The sequence below is a fragment of the Stenotrophomonas sp. YJH_SMC_12-1 genome (genome assembly GCF_059370935.1).
Genome location: NZ_JCAFUD010000001.1, coordinates 679,866 through 696,647 on the forward strand (window position 1 = coordinate 679,866; position 16,782 = coordinate 696,647).

The following is a 16,782-nucleotide window of genomic DNA, read 5'->3' on the forward strand; positions in this document are numbered from 1 at the left end:
ATGTCGTTGCAGATCCGCCGCGCCACCCTTGCCGATGTCGACGCGCTGTCGGCGATCGCCATCGCCACGTACAACGAAACCTGGGGCGATTCCTATCCGCCGCAGGAGCTGCACGATTTCCTGCAGGCGCACTACAGCAGCGAACCGCAGCGCATCGAACTGTCCGACCCACGCAGTGCCATCTGGCTGTTGCTGGACGATGACGCCGTGGTCGGCTACCTGGCCGCCGGTGCCAACACCTTGCCGCACACGGATGCATGCGAGGGTGACATCGAACTGAAGCGGTTCTACATCCTGGCCGGACACCAGAACGGCGGACATGGTGCACGCATGATGGACGCGTTCATGGCGTGGCTGGACCAGCCGCAGCGCCGCACCCTGTGGGTGGGCGTGTGGGAAGAGAATTTCGGCGCGCAGCGCTTCTACGCGCGCTATGGCTGCAGCAAGGTTGGCGAGTACGACTTCATCGTCGGTGACACGCGCGACCGCGAGTTCATCCTGCGGCGGCCGTGACCATGCGCCCCATGTAGAGTCAAGCTTGCTCGACTGTTAGCGCCAAACGTCGAGCATGGCTCGACGCTACAAACTAGAAATCGAACAACTCCGACAGGAAGCTGTCCTTCTTCTTTTTCTTGTAGCCGTGTCCCCGGTTGTCCTCGTAGCGCTGGCCGAGGTGGCGGGTATCACGGTGCGTCACCGGTGGCGGCGCGGACGCCGGCTGAGCCTGCACGGGCGCTGGCGGAGGTACTGCAGCACCGGCGCCTGCACGTTCGATGATCTTGTCCAGCTCGCCACGATCCAGCCACACACCGCGGCAACTCGGGCAGTAATCAATCTCGATGCCATGGCGTTCGGCCATCTGCAGCGTCTGGGTCTTGCACACGGGGCACAGCATCGGCATTGCTCCTGTCGGTCTGGTTTCGACTGTACCTGCACCGCGATGACTGTGCGGCAACGCGTGACCGATGGCACAGGGACTTCCGGCGCGTGTCCACATGCATACCGCGTGGCACGCTGCGTCCTTGTTCCGCAGGGAATGCGTACATGACCGTGTTGTCCCGCCTGCCCACCACCGCACGCCTGTTGCTGGTGCTGCTGGGTGTCGGCCTTGGCCTGAACCTGCGCGATATCGCCACGGCCATCGGCACACCGATTCCCGCACTGCCCATCCCCTATGGCGGCAGCCTGTTGGACAACGCGCTGGCGGTACTGGTGGCACTGCTGCTGGCCGCGCTGCTGCGGCCCCGTGGCATGAGCCTGCTGGCCAGCCTCGGGCTGCGCACAAACGGCTGGAGCGGTCCCATGTGGGTGTTGCTGGCCAGCCTGCCCTGCTGGCTCGGCCTGGCGCTGCTCGGCACGCCGAACACCGCGCTGACCGTCTTGGATGCCACGATGCTGGCGGTGCTGTTCCCGCTGGCCGAGGAAGTGCTCTTCCGCGGCTTGGGCTTCGTGCTGCTGGTAAAGATCGTGCGCGGCCCCTGGCCATGGCTTGCACTGCCGCAGGCGCTGTTGTTCGGCATGGTGCACTGGCTCGGCTTCGGCGGGTTCGACGGTGGCGGCATCGCGCTGTTCGTCGGCGCGGTGATCGCCCTGGGCGGCTTCATCTTCGCCTGGCTCGACCACCTTGACGGCAACACGCTCTGGTGCGGCCTGGTCCTGCATGTTTCGATGAACCTGGCCTGGAATGTGTTCAGCCTCGATGACGCCCTCGCATTGGGCTGGCAGGCCACCAGCCTGCGCATCGGCACCGCCCTGCTCGCGGTCGCGGTGCTGGCCTGGCACGTGCGGCTCCGGCGCCAGAGAAGCCTGTAACGCCCGCTTAGCTTGCCGTGCACGTCGGGATCACTACCGGCTTGCGCATACTTGCGCGCCTTTTCACCGTTGCTGTCCGGAGTTGTCGCGTCATGTTGCTGTCCAAGCGCCACGTTGAACCCCGCGTCCTGCTCATCGAGGACGCCGAGGAAACCCGCGAACTGAGCCGGCTGGCGCTGGAAAGCCAGGCCTGCCACGTAGTGGGCGTGAGCTCTGCCGAAGCGGCGCTGGGCCTGCTGGCCGCCGGTGAGCGTTTCGACCTGCTGTTCACCGACGTGAATCTGGGCGCGATCAGTGGCATTGAAGCCGCCAACCGGGTCCGCGGCCTGTATCCCCAGCTGCCGATCCTGGTGACGTCGGGCATGGACCAGCACCAGGTGCTGCCGCAGCTGCGCGACGGCATCCATTTCCTGCCCAAGCCGTACAACATGAGCGAGCTGCTCGACGCCATCCGGCTGTGCTTCCGGCACGCCGATGTGGGCGTATTGACCGGGCCGGATGCAGAGGCGGCCTGAGGCATTCATCAACCGCTGCTGTACGGTCCGGTACCCGGGAACACCTTCAGCAGTGCGCGGGTGATCATGTCCGGGTAGACGGTGAAGTGATCCTCGTCATCGATCACCATGTTCTCCACCTTCAACGATCGCCCGCTGCTGCGCAGCTGCTCGGCGAATTCGGCGTTGTGGCGCAGCATGTCGTTGCGGGTGAAGTAGCGCGGTTCGGGCTTGACCGTTTCAAAGCTGCCCACCGACAGCACCACCGTGGTCGGCTGCGCCGGCGCCTTGGCTTCGGCCTGCATGCGCGGCACCCGATGGTCGTCGAACCACAGCGATGGGCTGGACAGGATGTAGGTGCGGAACATGTCCGGGCGCGTGGTCAGCACATAGGCGCCGAACAGGCCACCATAGGAATGACCCGCATAGGCACGCCGCGCCGGATCGGTGCGGTAGCGCGCATCGATCATCGGCAGTACCTGCCCAGCGAGGAAATCGCGGTAGTGCGCCGCGCCGCCGTAGCTGACGTCATCGCTGTAATCACGCGGATCGGTACGCGCCGGGTCGCTGGGCGTGTAATCGCGCGAGCGGCTCTGCTTGGAGGTCAGGCCTTCCTGCGGCGGCAGCCCGACCAGGATGAAATCCTCGATGTTGACGCCCTTCTGCCCGACCATGTTGCGCACGCTGCGCACCAGCGGGAAGCTGTACAGCGCATCGGTCACGTACAGCACCGGGTAGTGCTTTTCCGGACGCGCCGCATAGTCGGCCGGCAGCGCCACCCAGACCGGATAGTCGCGGCCGACAGGGTCGTGCACGCGCAGCACTTCGGTGTCCGGCAGGACCACACCCGGCGTGGCAGTCGGCGCACTGTCCTTCGCTTCACTCTGCACTGCGGGCGGCGCGACCGACATCGCACAGCCACTCACGGCCAGGCAGGCCGCCATACTCCATCCACGCACACGCTGCATCCACACGCTCCCGTTGCGGGCGGCGCACCCGATGGCGCCGCTGCCGCATCGTTGCATGGTGTGCGGGCGGGTACCAGTGCGGTCAGGGCGAGGCCGGCGGCGGCGCCGGGAACAGCGTGCGCAGCGCCTGCAACGCGGCCGGATGATAGATCGTGGCGTGGGTTTCCTCCGGCAACGGCAGGTACTTCACCAGCGGCGACGGCGACGCCTGTTGCAGCAGCGTGGCCAACTGCGCGGCGGACGCAGCCAGCTCTGGCTGCCCACTGCTGGCCAGGAACACGCGCGGCTGCGCACGCGTCACCGCCGGCAGCTGCTTGGCCGCGCCGGCCAGCATTGCGCCACGGTTCCACCACAGGCTGGGGTCCAGCGCGATGTAGCTGTTGAACAGCGTAGGCTCCTGCAGCAGCGTCTCGACCACGAACAGGCCGGCCAGCGACTCGCCGATCAGCGCGCGCTCCTCGGTGGTCGGGTAACGCTGACGCACCTGCGGCATCAGTTCATCGCGCAGGAAGGTACGGTAGGCCGCCGAGCCGCCGATGCGCGGCGCGATCTTCTGGTCCTGAGGGTCCTTGCTGGGGCCGGTCATGTCGCGGCGGCGCTCGGTGTTCTCGATGCCAACCAGCAGGAACGGACGCATGCTGCCGTTGCCGCTGAGCACCTGCACCAGCCCGGCCACATGCAGGAAGTCCTCGCCGATGCCGCCGTCGGGCATGTAGAGCACCGGTAGCGGTGCCTTCGGGTCCAGCCCCCACGGCTGCGGGCGATAGACGTTGATACGACGGGTCTCGCCCAGCGCCTTCGACTCGATGGTGAAGGTCTCGCCGATGACCAGCGGCGTGGCGGCGGCGGGCGACGCGGATTCGGCGGCCATCAGCGGCGCGGCGGAGACGACGGACAACAACAGCGACAGCACGATCAGACGCATGGGACAGCCCATCCTGGGAAAGATGCCGAGCATAGACCGCCGGAGGCACTGTCGTTCGCGGCACTTTGCCGATCTGCCGGAACTGGAGCACCATGGAGCCGGTGATGGTCATGCAACGGGCACTTTGGCTCAAGGACTGGTCGCCGCCACGCTCATATCCACAAGGAGGTTCCCATGTTGAGTGTATTGATCGCCACCACCCTTGCCGCCGCCTCACCGCAGTCCAGCAGCACTCCGCCAGCATCCGCAGCGTATGCGGACTGCCTGCTCGCCCACCTCCAACCGGGATTGTCCGACCACGCGATCCCGCTGCTGCAGCAGGCCTGCGTCGCGAAGTATCCGGAGAGCTACGTCGCATATTCAGAACTGGAACGCCGGATCAGCGCGCAGCGCCGGGCTGACTTTGACGCGGCTCAAGCGGAAGCCGTGCGTTCCGCGAATGCGGCAGCGACGGCCGCACAGCAAGCTGCCGACGCGGCGGCCGCAAAAGCCAAGGGAATGCGGGCGAAGTAGAGGCCACGGACCAGGGCAACAAAAAAGGCACCGCATTACGGTGCCTTTCTGAATGACCTGGGTCATTGGATGCAATGGTGGGCCGTGAAGGATTCGAACCTTCGACCAAAAGATTAAAAGTCTTCTGCTCTACCGACTGAGCTAACGGCCCATTGCACTGCCCCAGCCTTTCGGCGGGGTGGGCATTCTACCCTACTTTGGCCGATCGCGTGAAACCCCGGTGTGTCGAGGTTGCCGGCCAGCGGCCGGCACTACCTCGATCTGGGCCGCGGGCTTAAACCTTCCGGGCCAACGTCGCATCTCAACTGTGATCCCATCGCGGAATTCCGGATGCGCCTGCCCTTCAGCCTGATTGCCGCCCTGTTGCTGCCCTGTGCGGCACTGGCCGCCCCATCCCAGGTCGTCACCGACGACATCGGCCGCTTCTGGGCCACTTATGACGCTGTGCGCGCCGAGCCCGACGTTGAACGCCACGTCGCACTGGTGCAGGCGCGCTACATCGATCCATGCAGCCCCGGCCTGCATGCGCTGATGCAGGTCCGTAACTACACCGCCCGCGAATACGCCGAGGCCATGCGTGCGTGGCCGCGCTTCTGGACGTCGGTACGCCCATTGACCGCCAACGCGCAGCAGGCCAGCGCCACACTGGAACGGGACCTGGCCGCCTTCCGCACGCTCTACCCCGCCCTGCGCCCGGCCACCATCACCTATGCCGTGGGCGTGCTGCGTACTGGCGGGACCACGCTGGGTGACAAGGTACTGATCGGTGCGGAGATGGCGCTGGGCGATGAACGCGTGGACGTGAGCGAGCTGCCGGAGCCGATGCGCAGCCGCCTGCGGATCTTCTACGACAGCCGTCCGGGGGCGAACAACGCGCAGAACAACCTGCACGAGTACGTGCATACCCAGCAGCGCGAGACTACCGGCAGCCTGGCGCAGTACGCGGTGCGCGAAGGCGTGGCGGAGTATGTGGCCGAACGGCTGAGTGGGCGTCGGCCGGCGCTTCCGCTGTACAGCTACGGGCCCGCGCACGAAGCGGAAATCCGCACGCGTTTCGTCGCTGAAATGGACGGCGGGGATCTGGACAACTGGCTGTACAACAGCGCCCGTAATCCGTTCGGGGTGGGTGATGTGGGGTACTACGCCGGCTACCGCATCGCGCAGGAGTACATGCGCCAGCAAGCCGACGAGAAAGCCGGTGTCGCGCGGATGATCGAGCTGGACTATGCCGATCCGAAGGCGGTGCGGGCGTTTATTGAAGCGTCGGGGTGGCTGCGGCAACGGTAGCGCCGGGCCATGCCTGGCGGGTCAGGGAGTGCGAACCAAGGTTCGCACCCACCGTGGAGCAGTTCGCCCCCACCATCTGGGAATTCACACCCATCAGGGAAGCCGGCCAGCGGCCGGCACTACCAGGGGCGATCAGGCGTACAGCGTCGGGTCGGGCACGCCGGCTTCGGCGAAGCCCTGCGCGCGCAGGCGGCAGGCATCACAGTGGCCGCAGGCGGCGCCGTTGGCGTCGGCGTTGTAGCAGGACACGGTCAGGCCGAAGTCCACGCCCAGGCGCACGCCTTCGCTGACGATCTGGCCCTTGCTGAGGAACTGCAGCGGCGCGTGTACCTTGATGCCCGCACCTTCCACGCCCGACTTGGTGGCCAGGTTGGCCAGCGCCTGGAACGCGGCCACGAACTCGGGGCGGCAGTCCGGGTAGCCGGAGTAATCCACGGCGTTGACGCCGCAGAAGATGTCGTTGGCGCCGAGCACTTCGGCCCAGCCGAGGGCCAGCGACAGCATGATGGTGTTGCGCGCCGGTACGTAGGTGACCGGAATGCCGGCACCGCCGGCCTCGGGCACGTCGATGTCATCGGTGAGCGCCGAGCCACCGATGCTGCGCAGGTCCACGTCCACGGTCTTGTGCGCGACCACGCCCTGGGCCTTGGCCACGCGGGCGGCGGCATCCAGTTCGGAGGTATGGCGCTGGCCATAGCGCACGCTCAGGGCATGCACGGCAAAGCCCTGTTCCTGGGCCATGGCGATGACGGCGGCTGAATCCATGCCGCCGGAGAGAAGCACGACTGCCTTCTTCATGGGTAAAACATCCGGTTGGGAGGGGAAAGCCAGCACGCTGTCCCGCGCCGGAGCTACATCAGGGAACGCCGCGCGGGCTCATCGGCCCGGCTCGTCGTTCCACAGGATTTTATGCAACTGCATCTGGAAGCGCACCGGCAGGCGGTCTTCGACGATCCAGTCGGCCAGCCGCCGCGCGGTGATCTCGCCCTTGCTGGGCGAGAAGAATACGGTGCAGCGCTTCACCAGCTCGTGCTCGGCGACCAGGGCCTTGGCCCAGTCGTAGTCCTCGCGGCTGCAGATGACGAACTTGATCTGGTCGCGTGCGGTCAGCAGCGGCAGGTTTTCCCAGCGGTTGCGCGCCGCTTCGGCCGACCCCGGGGTCTTGATGTCGACCACGCGCGATACACGCGGGTCCACCGCGCTGACGTCCAGCGCGCCGGAGGTTTCCAGCGAGACGTCCATGCCGGCGTCGCACAGCTTCTGCAGCAGCACCAGGCAGCGTTTCTGCGCCAGCGGCTCGCCGCCGGTCACGCAGACGTGGCGCACGCCCTGGGCCAGCACCTCGGCCACGATGTCGTCGATGTCCCACCAGGTGCCGCCATGGAAGGCATAGGCCGTATCGCAGTACTGGCAGCGCAGCGGGCAGCCGGTCAGGCGCACGAACACGGTCGGCCAGCCGGCGGTATCGGCTTCGCCCTGCAGCGAGGTGAAGATCTCGGTGATCTTCAGGCGCGGCAGCGGCGACTGCACGATGTCGCTGGGGGTGGCGACGGCGTTGGACGGGGTAACGGCGGTCATGGCAAACAATTCTTCATGGGACGGGCGACCGATTTATCGGCGCCGGAAACGAAAGCAGCCGAGCATGGGCTCGGCTCTACAGGAGGCTGCCGGAAATCAGCCCGGCGCCAGGGTACGCATTGTACGCCCGGTCAGCGGATCAACGGATCTGCTTGCCGAGGCGGATGGACTGCAGACGGTCCTGCGCGGTGCGCGCGGCGTCCGAGCCGGGGTACTGCGCCACGACGGTCTCCAGCGTCTGCTGGGCCTGGTCGACCTTGCCCTCGCCATACTGCGAGAGGCCAACCTTGAGCAGGCCGCCAGCGGCCTTGTCGTGGGTCGGATAGCGCGCGAGCAGTTCACGGAACTGGGTCTCGGCCATCGGGAAATTGCGGGTGGCGTAGTAGCTCTCGCCCAGCCAGTACAGCGCGTTCGGCGCGTAGACGCCGTTCGGGTACAGCTGCAGGAAGCTCAGGAAAAGCTGCGCCGAATCATCGTACTTGCCGGCCTTCAGCGAATCGAAGGCGACGTTGTAGGAGGTGCGCTCGTCGCCGGTGGCGGCAAGGCTGCCGGCATCACCATGGACGGAAGGCGGCCGCTCGGAAGTGGCCGCCGCTGCGGGTTTTGCCGGGGCCGGTGCGGCCTTCGGCGCGCTCGCCGGAACGGGCGGCAGGGCCGGGGCCGCATTGCCCCCTTCCAACCGGTTCAGGCGGCTGTCCAGATCCAGGTACTGGTCCTGGGCGGACTGCTTGAGCTGGGCGTTGTCGTGCTGCAACTGCTCGATCGAGGCCTGCAGGCTGGTGACCTGCTGCCGCAGCTGGTTGATCTGGTTCAACAGGTCCTGGTTGGCACTGTTGTTGTACATCTGCTGCTCGAGCGCGCCGACACGGTCAGCCAGGCTCTGTCGCTGTGCATGCGCCGGTGCGGCAGCCACGAGGGCTGCCGCAACGACCAGCATCAGTTTGATGCCAATGCGCATGGATTACTGCGCGGTGTAGACGATTTCGACGCGACGGTTCTGCGACCAGCAGGACTCGTTCGACTCGGTGCAGACCGGACGCTCTTCACCGTAGGAAACGACGGTCAGCTGCGAAGCCGAGCCACCGTTGGCCTGCAGGGCCGAGTTGACGCCGTTGCCACGACGCTCACCCAGGGCCTGGTTGTACGCGCGCGAACCGCGCTCGTCGGTGTGACCCTGCAGGGTGATGCGCGAGGACGGACGGTCACGCAGGTACTTGGCGTGGCACGCCATGATGGCCTGGAATTCCGGCTTCACGTCTTCCTTGTCCAGGTCGAAGTAGACAACGCGCTGGCGCAGGCAAGCGTCGGTATCCAGGTCGCCCGGGCCGTACAGGCCCGAGGTCGACGGACCGGTCGGGGTGGTGGTCGAGGTGCCGGTGTCGACCGGGGCTGCCGGCTCTTCCTTCACCTTCTTCGAGCAACCGGCCAGGACGGCCACAGACAGCAGGGAAACAAGCAGAACGCGGGTGGACTTGTTCATGGCGATACCTTTGTGGCTCCTAGGCCGATGAGGGGTTCAAGACAACGAAAATATTAACACTCTTTTAGCGCTGGGTACGGTATGGGGACCATGCCGGCTCGCGCACATCACCATCGGCCAGGACCAGGCGCTGGCGAACCCGCGCATCGGCCGAGACGGCATACAACACACCACGGCCACCTTCGCGGGCGGCGTACAACACCATGCTCGCGTTGGGCGCAAAGCTCGGCGATTCATCCAGCGAGCCCGGGGACAGCGTGCTCCAGCGCGGCGAACCCAGCGAGCTGTCCATCACCGCGATCTTGTAGCTGTTGCCCGAGCCCTGGGCGACGGCGATCTTCTTGCCGTCGTAGGACACCGAGGGCTTGGCATTGTAGTTGCCCTGGAAGGTCACGCGCTCGGCGCTGCCGCCGCCCGCGCCGACCTTGTAGACCTGCGGACGGCCGCCGCGGTCGGAGGTGAAGTACACCGCGCTGCCGTCCGGCGCCCAGGTCGGCTCGGTATCGATGGCGAAGTGGTTGGTCAGCTGGGTCAGCTGCTTGCTGCCCAGGTCCATCACGTAGATTTCCGGGTTGCCCGAACGCGACAGGGTCAGGGCCAGCTTGCGGCCGTCCGGCGAGAACGCCGGGGCGCTGTTGATGCCGCGGAAGCTGGTGACGAGCTCACGCGCGCCGGTACCGATGTTCTGGATGTAGATGGCCGAATTGCCACGCTCGAAGCTGACGTAGGCCAGCTTGCTGCCATCCGGGCTCCACGACGGCGACAGCAGCGGCTCGGCCGAACGCACGATGGTCTGCGGATTGAAGCCATCGGAGTCAGCCACCATCAGCGCGTAGCGCATGGCGTCGCCCTTGCCGCTGGCGGTCACGTAGGCGATGCGGGTCCAGAAGGCGCCGCGCACGCCGGTGATCTTTTCGTAGATGGCGTCGGCCATCTGGTGGGCAACATCGCGCATGGCGTTGCCACGGGCGGTCATCGCCAGGCCCAGCAGGCGCTCGCCCTTGGGTACGTCGAACAGTTCGTACTCGACGCGGTAGGCGCCGGCACCGGCGTCGAGCACGCGGCCGACCACGATGTAGTTCTGCTTCAGCGCGCGCCAGGTGGCGAACTGGATGTCTCCGCCGCGCACCGGCTTCTCGACGATCTGCGCTTCGGGCAGCGTACGGAACTGGCCCGAGCGCTCCAGGTCGGCACGGACCACGCCGGCGACGTCGGTCTGCGGTGCAGCCGACGACCCCTGGTAAGGCATCGGCACGATGGTGATCGGCAGCGCGGAAGCATTGCCGCCGATGATGTCGATATCCAGCCCCTTCTGCTGCGCGACGGCAGCAAAGGGCAGCAACAGGGCCGCAAACACGGCAAGCCAGCGAGGCATCTTTTTCATGGAGCGCTCAATAGGGGGAAACCGGAACGAGGGATAACAAAGCGGCAGTGAACCGCTTCGCAATCATGAACCAAGGGTACGTGAATTCCGGGTCAGTTCCAGCCCGTCCTCTCACGCACCGTTAACGTCGTGGCTAACATCGCGCCCGTCTCCCCGTCACGCCGCCCTGCGGGGCGGTGTCCGACAGCAGCCCAAAGCCTGCCCGGTCGAGACCTGGCCTGCCAGAGGCAAGCGCGACATCCGTGGACGCGGGCAGCGGAGAGCCACCCGGCCCTGCCCGCCTCAGCGATCCTGGGCGGTGAAGGTGAAGTTGAGCGTGCGTGCGAACACCGACTCGAAGCCGCGGTACGGCAGCGGCTGCGCGTTGAGCACGGCGGCCTCGATCGAGCGCTTGCCGGCCTCGTCGTACGGGCAGTTCGGGCTGACCTTGGCCTGCATCACCGTGCCACCCGGAATCTGGGTGATGGTGATCTGGCAGCGCTGGCCCAACGGCACCGTATCCGGGCGCACCCACTGCGACAGCACCTTGGCCTGGATGGCGGCTGCGTACTTGGCCGAAAGGTCGTCGCTGTTGCCACCGCCACCGGCGGCCGGCTGCGAGGCACCACTGGAACCGGCAGCGGCACTGCCGGCGGCATTGCGCGCGGCGGCCACCTGGCGCAGCTTCTGCTCGGCCAGCTTGGCTTCCTTCTCGGCCTGCTCGCGGCGGGCACGGATCTCGGCGATCTTCTTCTGCTTCTCGGCCTCGGCCTTGTCAGCGGCCACGCGCTCCTGCTCGGCCTGCTTCTTCTTCTCGTCCGCTTCCTGCTGCTTGGCCAGGCGCAGCTTCTGCTCGGCTTCCTCCTGGCGCTTGCGTTCGGTCAGGTCGATCTGTTCCTGGCGGCGCTTGGCTTCCTGTTCCTGCTTGGCCTTCTCCTGGGAGATGGCCAGCGCACTCACCGCTTCCTGATCCTTGGTATCCGGCTGCGCGACACGCTCCTGCGCCTGTTGCTGCTGCGGCGTGGGGGCGTCCTGTGGGCGCGGTTCCGGGATCGGCTGCGGCGGCGGAATGGTGTCTTCCGGCACCGGGATGGGCTCGGCCACCGGCGGCGGCAGGTCTTCCAGCTTTTCCGACTGGCGCAGGGCCTGGCGCGCAGCGGAGGCCTCCGACGCAGACAGCGCCAGGCTGGCCTCGACCGACGGATCACCGGCGGCGGCGTCGGTGTTGCGCTCGGGCGACCAGAACCAGGCCACGATGAAGACCAGCGCGACCAGCAGGTGCACCAGCAACGCCAATGCCAGGGGCAGGCCCCAGCCGGGTTCGCGCTGATGCGGGGGTGGCAGGGCGTCAGCGTGCATCGGTGGCCAGGCCTACCTTGTCTACCTTGGCGCGCTTGATCACATCCATCGCGGCGATGACCTTTTCATAGGCCACGGCACGGTCGGCGGCGACGATCACGCGCACGCCCTTGTCCTGGGCGGCGATGCCGGCCAGGCGGCCTTCCAGTTCCTCGGCCGACACGGCGGTCGGTTCCTTGGCATCGGGCAGCTTCAGGCTGAGCTGGCCGTCCTGGCGCACCGAGACGATCACCGGGTCCTGCTTGCTCTCCAGCGCCTTGGCGTTGGACTGCGGCAGGTCGACGTCGAAGCTCAGGGTGAGCAGCGGCGCGGTGACCATGAAGATGATCAGCAGCACCAGCATGACGTCGATGTAGGGAACGACGTTGATTTCCGATTTCAGCTTGCGGCGCTTGCGGCGACCGATGGCAGCGGACATGGCTTGGACTCCCGGGTCAGGCGCTTACTCGTCGCCAGCGCTCTGGCGCTGCAGGATGGAGCTGAACTCTTCGGCAAAGGTCTCGAACCGCACCGACATGCGCTCAACGCGCGTGGTGAAGCGGTTGTAGGCCCACACCGCCGGGATCGCCACGAACAGGCCGATGGCGGTAGCGAACAGGGCTTCGGAAATGCCCGGCGCGACGGCGGCGATGCCGGCCTGCGCCCCACTGCTGATCATGTCGTGCATGGTCACCATGATGCCGAACACGGTGCCGACCAGGCCCACGTACGGCGCGGTCGAACCGATGTTGGCCAGCAGCTCCAGGTTGCGCTCGAGCTGGTCCACTTCGCGGGTATAGGTGGTGCGCATCGCGCGCTGCGCGCCTTCCAGCTGTGCGCGACCATCCAGGCGGCGCTTGTCACGCAGGCGGGTGTATTCGCGGAACCCTGCTTCGAAGATGGCTTCCAGGCCGGTCACGCTGCGGCTGCGGTCGGTGGCCGCACTGTACAGCTTGCCCAGGTCCGCGCCGGACCAGAAGCGGTTCTCGAACTCGTCGGCTTCGCGGGTGGCCTGCTTGAACACGCGGGCCTTGCGGAAAATGATCACCCAGCTGACGAACGAGCCGACCAGCAGCAGCAGCACGATGATCTTCACCGGCAGGCTGGCCTTGGCCATCAGTTCGAGGTAGTTGATGCCGCCGCCGGTGGTGGCCTGGGCAAGGGTCTGTGTCGCGGCGTTGCTGACGTCGGCCGGCAGTGCCTCGGTGACCGTGGCCTGCAGGGCCAGGAGCGTTGCGATCATCCGTTGTTCCTCAGTGTTCGGATTCGGGGTGGAGGTGGGGTTGCAGCACGGCAAGGACAGCCTCGTCCATGCCACGCGGGCGGAAACTGGCCGCGTCCAGTGCGGCGATGCGGACCTGGGCCGACAGCAGCAGCTCGCCGTCGCGCAGGATCTGCTGGTCGAAGACCATGCTGGCCTTCTTCAGCTGGACCAGGCGGGCAGTCACCTGCAGGGTGTCATCCAGCCGTGCCGGCCTGACGAAATCCATCTGCATCGAGCGCACCGCGAAGACCATCCCGTGCTCGGCGCGCATACGCTCCTGGCCGTAGCCGAGCGCGCGCATCCATTCGGTCCGGGCCCGTTCCATGAAGGCCACGTAGCGGGCGTGGTAGACCACGCCGCCAGCGTCGGTATCTTCCCAGTAAATGCGTGTCGGCCAACTGAATAGTGGCTCAACCGACATCGGGAACCTCCGCGAACAGGTCCTGCGGCGGGTTCTTCGGCTTCAGGCCCATGTGCCGGTAGGCCTTGTGGGTGGCCATGCGGCCACGCGCGGTACGCACCAGGAAGCCCTGCTGGATCAGGTACGGCTCGACCACGTCTTCCAGCGTGCCACGCTCTTCGGACAGCGCCGCGGCCAGCGATTCGATACCGACCGGGCCACCATCGAAGTAGTCGACCATGGTCTTGAGCAGGCGCCGGTCAAGCTCATCGAAGCCTTCCGGGTCGACCTTGAGCATCTTCATCGCGGCCTGGGCCACGGGCTCGTCGATGTGGCCACCGGCCTTGACCTGCGCATAGTCGCGCACGCGTCGGAGCAGGCGGTTGGCGATACGCGGGGTACCACGCGCGCGGCGCGCGATCTCCCCTGCCCCATCGGCGGTGCAGTCGATGCCGAGGATGCTGGCGGAGCGGCGCACGATACGGGTCAGTTCCTCGACGCTGTAGAACTCCAGGCGCTGGACGATGCCGAAGCGGTCGCGCAGCGGCGCGGTCAGCAGGCCGGCGCGGGTGGTGGCGCCGATCAGGGTGAACGGCGGCAGGTCGATCTTGATCGAGCGGGCGGCGGGGCCCTCGCCGATCATGATGTCGATCTGGAAATCTTCCATCGCCGGGTACAGCACTTCCTCGACCACCGGCGACAGGCGATGGATCTCGTCGATGAACAGCACGTCGTGCGGCTGCAGGTTGGTCAGCAGCGCAGCCAGGTCGCCGGCCTTTTCGATCACCGGGCCGGAGGTCACCCGCAGGGCCACGCCCAGTTCGTTGGCAATGACATGGCTGAGGGTGGTCTTGCCCAGGCCCGGCGGCCCGAAGATCAGTACGTGGTCGAGCGCGTCGCCACGCCCCTTGGCCGCCTGGATGTAGATTTCCATCTGCTCGCGCACCGGCACCTGGCCGAGGTAGTCGGCAAGGCGCTTGGGGCGGATGCTGGCGTCGGCGGCGTCATCCTCGCGGGTGGCGCCGGCGCCGATGATGCGGTCGTCGGTCATGTGCTGATTATGCGGCAAAAGTACGGGTTTCGGCCGGGCTGCGCCCGGCACCCGCAGAGGCAACAGCAACGGCAACATCCAGAGCAACAGCCGAAGCGGGCTTCCTGGGGAATGGCGGGGTGGGTCCGCTTGCGGGGGACGCTGCAAGTACGTCCATGTAAGCTCGGTCGCCGCATCCATGCGGCTCACGCCCCCGCAACCGGACCCACCCCGCCTTCGACAGGTTTCTGCGATCTGCCTGGATGGCGTGGCCTGCTCTGCCTACTCTTGGTGGGTGTCGACCTTGGTCGACACGGTAGATCCACGCCATGCGTGGATGGATGTGTGGATGGCTCAAGACATGGGGTCAGAGCCCTTTTCCTGCGGAAAAGGGATCCGACCCCGCGCGGTCAGATCTCCACCTGCGCGCCGAGTTCGACCAGGCGGTTGCCCGGAATCCGGAAGAAGCCGGTCGCGGGCGCGGCATTCCGGTGCATCAGCGCGAACAGCTTGTCGCGCCAGATCGGCATGCCGCGGTTGGCGGTGGCCACAATGGTTTCGCGGCTGGCGAAGAAGGTGGTGTCCATCGGGTCGAAGTAGATGCCACCGTGGTCACACGAGCGCATCAGCGCCAGCGGCACGTCCGGGGTTTCCATGAAACCGAAGCGCACATAGACCCGGTAGAACTCGTCGCCCACCGACTCGATCTTCAGCCGCTGCCCTTCCATCGCATAGGGAATGGGCAGGGTTTCCACGTGCAGGAACACGTTGCGCTCGTGCAGCACCTTGTTGTGCTTGAGGTTGTGCATCAGCGCGTGCGGGGCCACGGTCGGGTCGGCGGTGAGGAATACCGCGGTGCCCGGCACGCGTACCGGCGGTGCCAGCATCAGGCCCGGCAGGAAGGTGTCCAGGCGGATGCCGTCCTTGCGGATCTCATCACGCAGCAGTTCGCGGCCACGCCGCCAGGTGCGCATCATGGTGAACAGGAAGATGCCCAGCACCACCGGGAACCAGGCGCCCTGCAGCAGCTTGGCGCCGTTGGCGATGACAAAGCCGAGGTCGATGATGAAGAACACCACGCACAGCGGCAGCAGCCAGCCACGCGACTTCGGCCACAGCGAACGTGCCACCACGGCCAGCAGCAGGGTGTCGATCAGCATCGTGGCCGACACCGAGATGCCGTAGGCCACGGCCAGGTTGGACGAGCTGCGGAACGCCAGCACCAGGCCGAACACCATCACCGCGATGCCCCAGTTGATGCCCGGGATGTAGATCTGGCCGATGGTGTCGTGCGAGGTGTGCTTGATGCGCATGCGCGGGATGTAGCCCAGCTGCATGGCCTGGCGCGAGACCGAGAACGCGCCGGTGATGACCGACTGCGAGGCGATCACCGCCGCCATGGTGGCCAGGATGATCATCGGGTACAGCGCCCACGAGGGCACCGCCTCGAAGAACGGGTTCTTCAGGGCCTCGGGGTGGTTGAGCACCAGTGCGCCCTGCCCCAGGTAGTTCAGCACCAGGCACGGCAGCACGAAGAAGTACCAGGCGTGGCGGATCGGGCGCAGGCCGAAGTGGCCCATGTCCGCATACAGCGCTTCGCCGCCGGTCACCGCCAGCACCACTGCACCGAGAATGAAGATGCCGTGCCAGCCGTGCTCCATGAAGAAGCGGATGCCCCACCATGGGTTGAAGGCCTTCAGCACCTCGGGCGCATCGACAATGTTGTAGATGCCGATCGCCGCCAGCGATACGAACCAGATCGCCATGATCGGGCCGAACGCCTTGCCGATCTTCTCGGTACCGAAGCGTTGCGCGGCGAACACTGCCAGCAGCACCACCAGGGTGACCGGCACGATGAAGACATGCAGTCCGGGCGCGGCCACCTCCAGGCCTTCGACCGCACTGAGCACGGACATGGCCGGGGTGATCACGCCGTCGCCGAAGAACAGCGAGGCGCCGAAGATGCCGAGGATGCCCACTACATAAGCCGAGCGCGAGCCATTGCGCAGCGTGCGCTGGGTCAACGCCATCAGCGCCATGATGCCGCCCTCGCCATCATTGTCGGCGCGCATGATGATGGTGACGTACTTCAGCGTCACCACCAGGTTCAGCGCCCAGAACGCCAGCGACAGCACGCCCAGCACGGTATCGTGGTCGCTGTTGAGCCCGTAGTGCGGCGAGAACGCCTCCTTCAGGGTGTACAGCGGGCTGGTACCGATATCGCCGAAGACCACGCCGATCGCACCGATGACCAGCGCCAGTCCTCCAGCGGAGGGGGCGTGGCCATGGCCGCCGGGGGCGGCTGCGTGCGGGGTTTGACTGCTGGACAT

The 16,782-nt window shown here is 66.5% G+C and carries 19 protein-coding genes and 1 tRNA gene; 5 read left to right on the forward strand and 15 right to left on the reverse strand.

Going from position 1 to position 16,782, the window contains the following annotated elements; genetic code table 11:
* Complete coding sequence (locus tag AC5P8Y_RS03090) at positions 1-513, forward strand: GNAT family N-acetyltransferase (RefSeq protein WP_184014032.1); 513 nt, start codon at positions 1-3, stop codon at positions 511-513.
* Between the two features lie 73 nt (positions 514-586).
* Here the strand turns inward: AC5P8Y_RS03090 and AC5P8Y_RS03095 are convergent, their stop codons facing one another.
* Positions 587-895, reverse strand: coding sequence for a TFIIB-type zinc ribbon-containing protein (locus AC5P8Y_RS03095; protein WP_044570743.1), 309 nt, complete (start codon positions 893-895; stop codon positions 587-589).
* A gap of 149 nt (positions 896-1,044) precedes the next feature.
* Here AC5P8Y_RS03095 and AC5P8Y_RS03100 point away from each other — a divergent pair, with 149 nt between their 5' ends.
* The gene (locus AC5P8Y_RS03100) at positions 1,045-1,812 is read left to right on the forward strand and encodes a CPBP family glutamic-type intramembrane protease (protein WP_111188474.1); all 768 of its coding nucleotides are present in this window, start codon (positions 1,045-1,047) and stop codon (positions 1,810-1,812) included.
* Between the two features lie 92 nt (positions 1,813-1,904).
* Positions 1,905-2,327, forward strand: coding sequence for a response regulator (locus tag AC5P8Y_RS03105; protein WP_005410740.1), 423 nt, complete (start codon positions 1,905-1,907; stop codon positions 2,325-2,327).
* A gap of 8 nt (positions 2,328-2,335) precedes the next feature.
* Here AC5P8Y_RS03105 and AC5P8Y_RS03110 read toward each other — a convergent pair whose 3' ends face one another.
* A complete protein-coding gene (locus tag AC5P8Y_RS03110; protein ID WP_049404673.1) occupies positions 2,336-3,274 on the reverse strand; it encodes an alpha/beta hydrolase in 939 nt (312 codons plus the stop codon).
* An 82-nt stretch (positions 3,275-3,356) separates the two neighbouring features.
* On the reverse strand, positions 3,357-4,199 hold the full coding sequence (locus tag AC5P8Y_RS03115; RefSeq protein ID WP_062605813.1) for an alpha/beta hydrolase: 843 nt from the start codon (positions 4,197-4,199) through the stop codon (positions 3,357-3,359).
* A 174-nt stretch (positions 4,200-4,373) separates the two neighbouring features.
* Between AC5P8Y_RS03115 and AC5P8Y_RS03120 the strand changes: the two genes are divergently transcribed.
* The gene (locus AC5P8Y_RS03120) at positions 4,374-4,712 is read left to right on the forward strand and encodes a hypothetical protein (RefSeq protein WP_005410743.1); all 339 of its coding nucleotides are present in this window, start codon (positions 4,374-4,376) and stop codon (positions 4,710-4,712) included.
* Between the two features lie 75 nt (positions 4,713-4,787).
* On the opposite strand, the gene AC5P8Y_RS03125 is transcribed toward AC5P8Y_RS03120, so the two are convergent.
* Positions 4,788-4,863 (reverse strand) — tRNA-Lys (locus AC5P8Y_RS03125).
* A gap of 179 nt (positions 4,864-5,042) precedes the next feature.
* Between AC5P8Y_RS03125 and AC5P8Y_RS03130 the strand changes: the two genes are divergently transcribed.
* A complete protein-coding gene (locus AC5P8Y_RS03130; RefSeq protein WP_024958175.1) occupies positions 5,043-5,999 on the forward strand; it encodes a DUF2268 domain-containing putative Zn-dependent protease in 957 nt (318 codons plus the stop codon).
* 132 nt (positions 6,000-6,131) lie between these two features.
* Here the strand turns inward: AC5P8Y_RS03130 and queC are convergent, their stop codons facing one another.
* The 11 genes from queC to AC5P8Y_RS03185 form a co-directional block, all read right to left on the reverse strand.
* Positions 6,132-6,797, reverse strand: a complete 666-nt coding sequence (queC, locus tag AC5P8Y_RS03135) for a 7-cyano-7-deazaguanine synthase QueC (RefSeq protein ID WP_005410745.1) — start codon at positions 6,795-6,797, stop codon at positions 6,132-6,134.
* Positions 6,798-6,875: 78 nt separating this feature from the next.
* On the reverse strand, positions 6,876-7,577 hold the full coding sequence (gene queE / locus AC5P8Y_RS03140) for a 7-carboxy-7-deazaguanine synthase QueE (RefSeq protein ID WP_024958176.1): 702 nt from the start codon (positions 7,575-7,577) through the stop codon (positions 6,876-6,878).
* Positions 7,578-7,716: 139 nt separating this feature from the next.
* Positions 7,717-8,535: a tol-pal system protein YbgF gene (gene ybgF, locus AC5P8Y_RS03145; protein WP_033832980.1), complete on the reverse strand. Its 819-nt coding sequence runs from the start codon at positions 8,533-8,535 to the stop codon at positions 7,717-7,719.
* A 3-nt stretch (positions 8,536-8,538) separates the two neighbouring features.
* Positions 8,539-9,057 carry a peptidoglycan-associated lipoprotein Pal gene (gene pal / locus AC5P8Y_RS03150; RefSeq protein ID WP_005410748.1) on the reverse strand — a complete coding sequence of 173 codons (519 nt, stop codon included), beginning with the start codon at positions 9,055-9,057 and terminating at the stop codon, positions 8,539-8,541.
* A gap of 64 nt (positions 9,058-9,121) precedes the next feature.
* On the reverse strand, positions 9,122-10,441 hold the full coding sequence (gene tolB, locus AC5P8Y_RS03155) for a Tol-Pal system beta propeller repeat protein TolB (protein WP_005410749.1): 1,320 nt from the start codon (positions 10,439-10,441) through the stop codon (positions 9,122-9,124).
* Positions 10,442-10,723: 282 nt separating this feature from the next.
* The gene (gene tolA, locus AC5P8Y_RS03160) at positions 10,724-11,779 is read right to left on the reverse strand and encodes a cell envelope integrity protein TolA (RefSeq protein WP_005410750.1); all 1,056 of its coding nucleotides are present in this window, start codon (positions 11,777-11,779) and stop codon (positions 10,724-10,726) included.
* Positions 11,769-12,197, reverse strand: coding sequence for a protein TolR (gene tolR / locus AC5P8Y_RS03165; protein ID WP_005410751.1), 429 nt, complete (start codon positions 12,195-12,197; stop codon positions 11,769-11,771). Before tolR ends, tolA begins: the two co-directional genes overlap by 11 nt.
* Positions 12,198-12,221: 24 nt before the next feature.
* Positions 12,222-13,001, reverse strand: coding sequence for a protein TolQ (gene tolQ, locus AC5P8Y_RS03170; RefSeq protein ID WP_005410752.1), 780 nt, complete (start codon positions 12,999-13,001; stop codon positions 12,222-12,224).
* A 10-nt stretch (positions 13,002-13,011) separates the two neighbouring features.
* Positions 13,012-13,443 (reverse strand): tol-pal system-associated acyl-CoA thioesterase, encoded by a 432-nt coding sequence (gene ybgC, locus AC5P8Y_RS03175; protein ID WP_033832981.1) that lies wholly within the window; start codon positions 13,441-13,443, stop codon positions 13,012-13,014.
* A complete protein-coding gene (gene ruvB, locus AC5P8Y_RS03180) occupies positions 13,433-14,473 on the reverse strand; it encodes a Holliday junction branch migration DNA helicase RuvB (protein WP_005410754.1) in 1,041 nt (346 codons plus the stop codon). The genes ybgC and ruvB overlap by 11 nt, the downstream gene beginning before the upstream one ends.
* 389 nt (positions 14,474-14,862) lie before the next feature.
* Positions 14,863-16,782 carry a potassium transporter Kup gene (locus tag AC5P8Y_RS03185; RefSeq protein WP_005410755.1) on the reverse strand — a complete coding sequence of 640 codons (1,920 nt, stop codon included), beginning with the start codon at positions 16,780-16,782 and terminating at the stop codon, positions 14,863-14,865.